We start from the raw sequence: 6,000 nt of genomic DNA on the forward strand, positions 1-6,000 counted from the left end.
GCGGGCTCCGCGCCTCGTGATGCTCACGGTGCTGCTGGCGCTCGCCGGCTGCGCCGATGATCCGAGCGCCAATTATCTCGGCGGCTTCGGCGACCCGGTGCGCGGTGCGGCGCTCTACGCCCCGCGCAACCTCGGCGATACGGGCCGCTGGGCCGGCCAGCCGGCCAAGGCGGCGGTGGCAGCGGAGCAGCTCGAATTCCTGACGAACGAGCTTGCCACCAATCCGCGCTACGCACCGGAGATCAACCCCGCCGTGCTGCAAAGCCTGCAGACGGCGCGCAGGGAGATGCGCGGCTATCTCGGCATCGCGCCCGATGCCGATCCGGGCGTGGTAATCGCCGCCCTCCGCCGTGCCGGCGAGGCACTGCGGGCGGGCAGCCGCGCCAGTGCCGAGGCCGCGCTCGCCACTGTCGCCTTCACCGCCGGGCCGGGCGGCACTTTGCAGCGCCTTGCGACCATGCCTCGCCTGCCCCGCACCGCCGAGGCAGCCGGCATGGTCGCCTCGGAATTCGACCGGCTCGAACGGCGGCGCTGAACCGCCTCAGGGATGGAGCGTCGCGCCCTTCGTTGCCTTGTCCACATCCCGCTTCGGCCCGCGGAGCGCGAGGCCGACCAGGTCGGGGGCATCGGCTGGCTCGGCGCGGAAGACCTCACGGTTCGCCGCGTCATGCCCGGTCGAGAACATCGCCCGTACATAGGCCGCCCGCGTCAGCCCGCGCTCGATGCCCTGTTGCCAGGCCCGTTGCAGCAGTTCTGGCGTGGCCGCGAAGACCAGCATCGGCTGGCCGAGCAGCCTTGCATGCTGGCGCCCTGCCGCATCCTCGTAGGGCTCACCCATCGCATCCGGCGCCGCGCCGGCGATGCCTGTCGCGAGGAAGGCCGTGACGTTGAGCTTCTGCCAGACCGCCAGCCCGTCCAGCACCAGGATGGCCACCTTCGTATCGAACACCATGCCGCTCTCCTCTGCGGCATCTCAGCCGGGGCGGCGGCCTGCGTCTGGAACATCCGTGCAGAGGGCGCGGTAGGCGGCGGGCGTCAGCCCATAGGCCCTGCGGAAGCGGCGGCCGAGATGGCTCTGGTCGGCGAAGCCGCATTCCGCCGCCGCCAGCGCCGGCGGCATCCCCGTGGCCAGGAGCCGCCGTGCCCGCACCAGCCGGACCTGGATCAGATAGGCATGGGGCGAGGTGCCGTATGCGGCGCGGAAGGCGCGGGCGAGCTGGAACCGGTCCGCCGCCCCGGCCTCCCGCGCCAGGGCATCGGCGCCGGGATCGGTCGTCGGGTCGTCCCGCAGCCGGTCCCGCGCGCGCCGGGCCAGGCGGTCGTCCCGCCGCGCCGGCGCCGCCCGCTCCGGCCGGCTGAGATGCGGCCGCAGCCGCCGTACCAGCGCATCCAGCGCCGCATCGCGCAGCAGCCGCTCGCCCGGGCGGGAGAGGGCGATGCAGGCCGCCCGGATGGCGCCGCCCAGCAGCGGGTCGTCCTGCAGCGTCGCCGCGAAGCCCGGCTCGCTCCCCGCCCCCTCGCCGAGCGCCGCGCGCAGCCAGGGCCGGGGCAGGTAGAGCATGCGGTAGGAGAAGCCGCCATCGGCCCCCGCCTCGCCGTCATGCGCCTCCTCCGGCTCGATCAGGATGACGCGGCCGAAGGTGCTCCGCTGCCGCCGCCCGCGGCAGAGGAAGTCCTGCACCCCATGCTCGGTGACGCCGACCAGCCACTCGTCATGCCGGTGCAGGTCATAGGCATGGGCGGCGAAGCGGGCCTCGATCGCCTCGATCCCGGTCGCCGCATCGTGCCGCAGCGAGATGCGGTCGCTCAAGCCGCCATCTGCTGCTCGAGCGTCGGCGCAACATCCGTCAGCGTGACGCGGCGCATGTCACGCGGATAGGTGTGGTCCTCATAGGGCCGCGCGCGGTGCATGGTGCTGCGGTTGTCCCAGACCACCAGGTCCCATTGCCGCCAGTGATGGGCATAGACGAACTGCCGCTGCGTCGCATGCTCGAGGAGCTGGCGGATCAGCGCCATCGCCTCCGGCACCGGCCAGCCGACGATCCGGCCGATATGCGAGGAGAGATAGATCGAGTGCCGCTGCGAGCCCGGATGCCAGCGCACCAGCCGCTGCGGCACCGGGGCGAAGTCCCGCCGCTCCTGCTCGGTATACTCGGTGAAGCCGAGCTGGCCGCGCGAGAAGATCAGGCTGTGCTCCGTCACCATGTCGCGGATCTTCGCCTGCATCTTCGCCGGCAGCGCATCCCAGGCGGCGCGCATGTCGGCGAATTCGGTGTCGCCGCCCTCGGGCGGAATCACCCGCGCATGCAGCATGGAATACTTGGCCGGCGTCGCCTTGAAGCTGCTGTCGCTATGCCAGAGCTGGTTGCCGAGGTTGAACATCCGCCGCCGGTCATCGGCGCCGAGCAGCTTGCCGTCGAGGTCGATGTTGGAGATATCCGCCATCTGCTGGTGCTTGAGCCGCTGCTTGTGGACATCGACCACGCCCCGCGTCTGCTCCAGCGGCCCGAGCGCCGCGCCGAAGGCCATCTGCTGGTCGTCGTCGAGCTGCTGGTCGCGGAAGACGAGGACGGCGTAGCGGTCCATCGCCCGGTGGATCTCATCGCAGAGGGCGGGCCCCGGGGTCTGCCGCAGGTCGATGCCCGAGACCTCGGCGGCGAAGAGCGGATGGAGCGGCGTGAGCTGCACGGTCATTGGCTGATCCTCCCTACCGGCAGGTTAGGCCCATCCGGGCGAGGCTGTGAACACCGCCCGTCGCGCAGGGCTACAGCCGGTAGACCTCCGCCGCCGTGCCGCCGAGGATGCGCACCGCACCCGCTTCCGGCAGCCCTTCCAGCAGGGCGAGGCTCGCCTGGCGCCAGGCCGCGTAGCCGCCGGCGAGGTCCACCACCGGCCAGTCGCTGCCCCACATCACCCGCTCGGCGCCGAAGGCATGCAGCAGATGCGCCGCATAGGGGCGCAGGTCGTCCGCCTGCCAGCCCGGCGCCGCCTCCGTCACCAGGCCGGAGAGCTTGCAGGTGACGTTGGGGCAGCGCGCCAGGGCGGCGACCTCGCCGGCCCAGGGCTCCATGCGCCGCGCCGCGATCTCCGGCTTGCCGCCATGGTCGAGCACGATGCGCAGGCGCGGGTGCCGCGCCGCCAACGCCCGGATGAAGGGCAGATGGACCGGCCGCACCAGCGCATCGAAGACGAGATTGCGCGCCGCCATCTCCTCCAGCGCCGGCCCCAGTTCGGGGCACAGGATCCAGTCCGGCTCCGGCAGGTCATGCAGCATGGGGCGGAGGCCGCGCAGTAATGGCTCCGCGGCCAGGGCGGCGACGCGCTCCGGCTCCTCGAGCGGCACCCAACCGACCACGCCGCGCACCAGTCCCGCCGAATCCCGCGCCACCTCCAGCATGAAGCGCGTCTCCGCCTCGGTCGGCGCCGCCTGAACCAGCACGGTCGCGGTAATGTCGCCGAGCAGCGGGCGAAGGTCGCCGAGGCCATAGTCGCGGCAAATCGGGCTCTCCGGCCGCAGCCAGCCATAGTCGCCGCGGGCGACGCGCCAGACATGGTGATGGGCGTCGACCCTCATCCGCCGGGTACCGCCGCCCCGGGCGGGATCAGCCCGGCCTCGCGCAGCGCCACCCAGAAGCCGGGCGGAACCGGATGCGCCATCAGCCGCGCATTCTCCTCCACCTCCGCCGGCGAGCGCCCGCCGGGGATGACGGCCGCCACCACCTCGGGCGCGGCGCAGAACTGCAGCGCCGCCGCCTTCAACGGCACGCCCTGCCCCGCGCAGAATGCGGCGAGCCGGTCCCGCCGCGCCAGCAGATCGGCCGGGGCCGGGGCGTAGTTGAAGGTCTTCCCGCCCGCGAGAAGCCCGGAGTTGTAGGGACCGCCGATGATGAGGCTGGCCCCCCGCGCCGCACAAGCCGGGATCAGCCGCTCCAGCGCGCCGTGATCAAGCAGCGTGTAGCGCCCGGCGATGAGGAAGAGGTCCGGGTCGGCCTGCTCCAGCGCCAGCAGGCAAGGCTCCACGCAGTTCACGCCGAGGCCCCAGGCGCGGATCACCCCCTCCTCCCGCAGCCGGGTCAGCGCCGGCGCGGCGCCGGCCATCGCCTCTGCAAAGCGCTCCGGCCAAGCCGGGCCGTGCGGGTCCTCCGCCGCGTCATGGATCAGCACGATGTCGAGGCGGGCGAGGCCGAGCCGCGCCAGGCTGTGCTCGATGGAACGCAGCGTCGCATCCGCCGAGTAGTCGTAGCGTACGCGGAAGGGCAGGCCGCCGAGGAAGCCGTGCTGCTCATGGGGCGCCGCCGGGTCGGCCTCCAGCAGCCGTCCGACCTTGGTGCAGAGGGTGAACTCGTCCCGCGGTTTCCGCCGCAGCACCCGCCCCATGCGGTGCTCGGAGAGGCCGAGGCCGTAGAGCGGCGCCGTGTCGAAGAGGCGGATGCCCGCATCCCAGGCCGCCTCGATCGCCGCCTCCGCCACCGCCTCCTCGATCGGCGCGAAAAGGTTGCCGAGCGGCGCCCCGCCCAGGCCGAGCGGGCCCTGCGGCCGCCAGCGGCTCATCGGACAACACCCTTGGTGATGAGGATGTTGCCATAGAGCCGCCGCTCCCCCGTCGCCACCACGGCGAAGGCCTCGCGGGCGAGGGCGTAGAAATCCTGCCGCGGCACGGCCCTCGGCGGCCCGGCGCCGGCGCCCCGCAGCAGGCGGGTCAAGTCGGCCACCGCCTCCGGCATGGCGGCAGGATCGTCGACCACCTCCATCACCAGGGCCGGGTCCGGCTCGAAATCATCGACCGGCAGCAGGGAGAGGATGGCCCGCAGCGCTGCCACAGAATCGGTGCCGGACAGGTGGATCAGCCGGCGAGCATTCGCGGCGGCCGGGAAATTGGCATCGACGATGGCGATACGGTCGCCATGCCCGGCGCTCGCCAGGGCATGCAGCAGGTCGGGGGTGAGCAAGGGGTCGAGGCCCAGCAACATCGCGGCGCACCTGGCAATGAAGCCGGAGGGTGGCGCCGGGCCCCGGCCGCCGGCAAGGCCCCTCGCCCGAGGCTCACGCGCGCGTGCATCGGCCTCCACGCGCCCGCGGCGAAAGCGATCACTGCGCGGGAACGAAAGGATCGCCTCCATGTTGTGCTGCGGCGATGAGGAAGGGGTTGGGTGCATGAGTAACCGGGTCGAGACGCCGGCGCCGCAGGTGGTTCGGAAGTCGCGTGTCAGCGAAGGCATGCCATTCCCGCTGGGCGCGACCTGGGACGGCCTGGGCGTGAACTTCGCCATCTTCTCGGCCCATGCGACCAAGGTCGAGCTCTGCCTCTTCGACGATGCCGGCGAGACGGAGATCGAGCGGATCGAGCTGCCCGAATACACGGACGAGGTCTGGCACGGCTACCTGTCCGATGCGCGGCCAGGCACGATCTACGGCTTCCGCGTCCACGGCCCCTACGAGCCGGAGGCCGGCCATCGCTTCAACCCCAACAAGCTGCTGCTCGATCCCTACGCGCGGACCATCGTCGGCGAGTTGCAGTGGGGTCCTGAGATCTTCGGCTACCAGCTTGAATCGGAGGACGACCGAACCTTCGACGAACGCGACAGCGCTGCACTCATGCCGAAATGCCGCGTCATCGATCAGGCCTTCACCTGGGGCCGCGAGCGCAGCCCGGCCGTCCCCTGGGACCGCACCATTTTCTACGAAACCCATGTGAAGGGCTTCACCAAGCTCCGCACCGACCTGCCGGAGGAGATGCGCGGCACCTATGCCGGCCTCGCCGCGCCGGAAGTCGTCGCCTATCTGCGTGGCCTCGGCGTCACCTCGGTCGAGCTGCTGCCCGTCCACACCTTCGTCAATGACGGGCCGCTGGTGGACAAGGGGCTCACCAATTACTGGGGCTACAACACCATCAGCTTCTTCTCGCCGGCGCGGCGCTATGCCCGCAACCCGGCCTTCGCCTTCTCCGAGTTCAAGGAGATGGTTGCCCGGCTGCACGACGCCAATCTCGAGGTCATCCTC

Annotated in this window: 7 protein-coding genes and 1 pseudogene; 2 read left to right on the plus strand and 6 right to left on the minus strand. The window is 71.7% G+C overall.

From position 1 onward, the window contains the following. The first annotated feature begins 16 nt into the window (after positions 1–16). Positions 17–535 carry a hypothetical protein gene (locus EP26_RS13490; protein ID WP_169747389.1) on the plus strand — a complete coding sequence of 173 codons (519 nt, stop codon included), beginning with the start codon at positions 17–19 and terminating at the stop codon, positions 533–535. A 6-nt stretch (positions 536–541) separates the two neighbouring features. Here the strand turns inward: EP26_RS13490 and EP26_RS13495 are convergent, their stop codons facing one another. The 6 genes from EP26_RS13495 to EP26_RS13520 form a co-directional block, all read right to left on the minus strand. Continuing rightward, the gene (locus EP26_RS13495) at positions 542–952 is read right to left on the minus strand and encodes a DUF2000 domain-containing protein (protein WP_043339137.1); all 411 of its coding nucleotides are present in this window, start codon (positions 950–952) and stop codon (positions 542–544) included. A gap of 21 nt (positions 953–973) precedes the next feature. Then, complete coding sequence (locus EP26_RS13500) at positions 974–1,810, minus strand: AraC family transcriptional regulator (protein ID WP_043339138.1); 837 nt, start codon at positions 1,808–1,810, stop codon at positions 974–976. Continuing rightward, entirely contained in the window at positions 1,807–2,694 is an 888-nt protein-coding gene (locus EP26_RS13505) for a TauD/TfdA dioxygenase family protein (RefSeq protein WP_043339139.1), read from the minus strand. The genes EP26_RS13500 and EP26_RS13505 overlap by 4 nt, the downstream gene beginning before the upstream one ends. A gap of 70 nt (positions 2,695–2,764) precedes the next feature. Further along, entirely contained in the window at positions 2,765–3,574 is an 810-nt protein-coding gene (locus tag EP26_RS13510; RefSeq protein WP_043339140.1) for an amidohydrolase family protein, read from the minus strand. Further along, complete coding sequence (locus tag EP26_RS13515) at positions 3,571–4,551, minus strand: aldo/keto reductase (protein ID WP_043339141.1); 981 nt, start codon at positions 4,549–4,551, stop codon at positions 3,571–3,573. The genes EP26_RS13510 and EP26_RS13515 overlap by 4 nt, the downstream gene beginning before the upstream one ends. After that, positions 4,548–4,970 carry an RbsD/FucU family protein gene (locus EP26_RS13520; protein ID WP_043339143.1) on the minus strand — a complete coding sequence of 141 codons (423 nt, stop codon included), beginning with the start codon at positions 4,968–4,970 and terminating at the stop codon, positions 4,548–4,550. Before EP26_RS13520 ends, EP26_RS13515 begins: the two co-directional genes overlap by 4 nt. Positions 4,971–5,154: 184 nt before the next feature. Between EP26_RS13520 and EP26_RS13525 the strand changes: the two are divergent. Further along, positions 5,155–6,000, plus strand: a pseudogene (locus EP26_RS13525) (glycogen debranching protein GlgX); the annotation flags it as partial.

The organism is Belnapia moabensis DSM 16746 (genome assembly GCF_000745835.1).
GTDB classification, from domain to species: domain Bacteria; phylum Pseudomonadota; class Alphaproteobacteria; order Acetobacterales; family Acetobacteraceae; genus Belnapia; species Belnapia moabensis.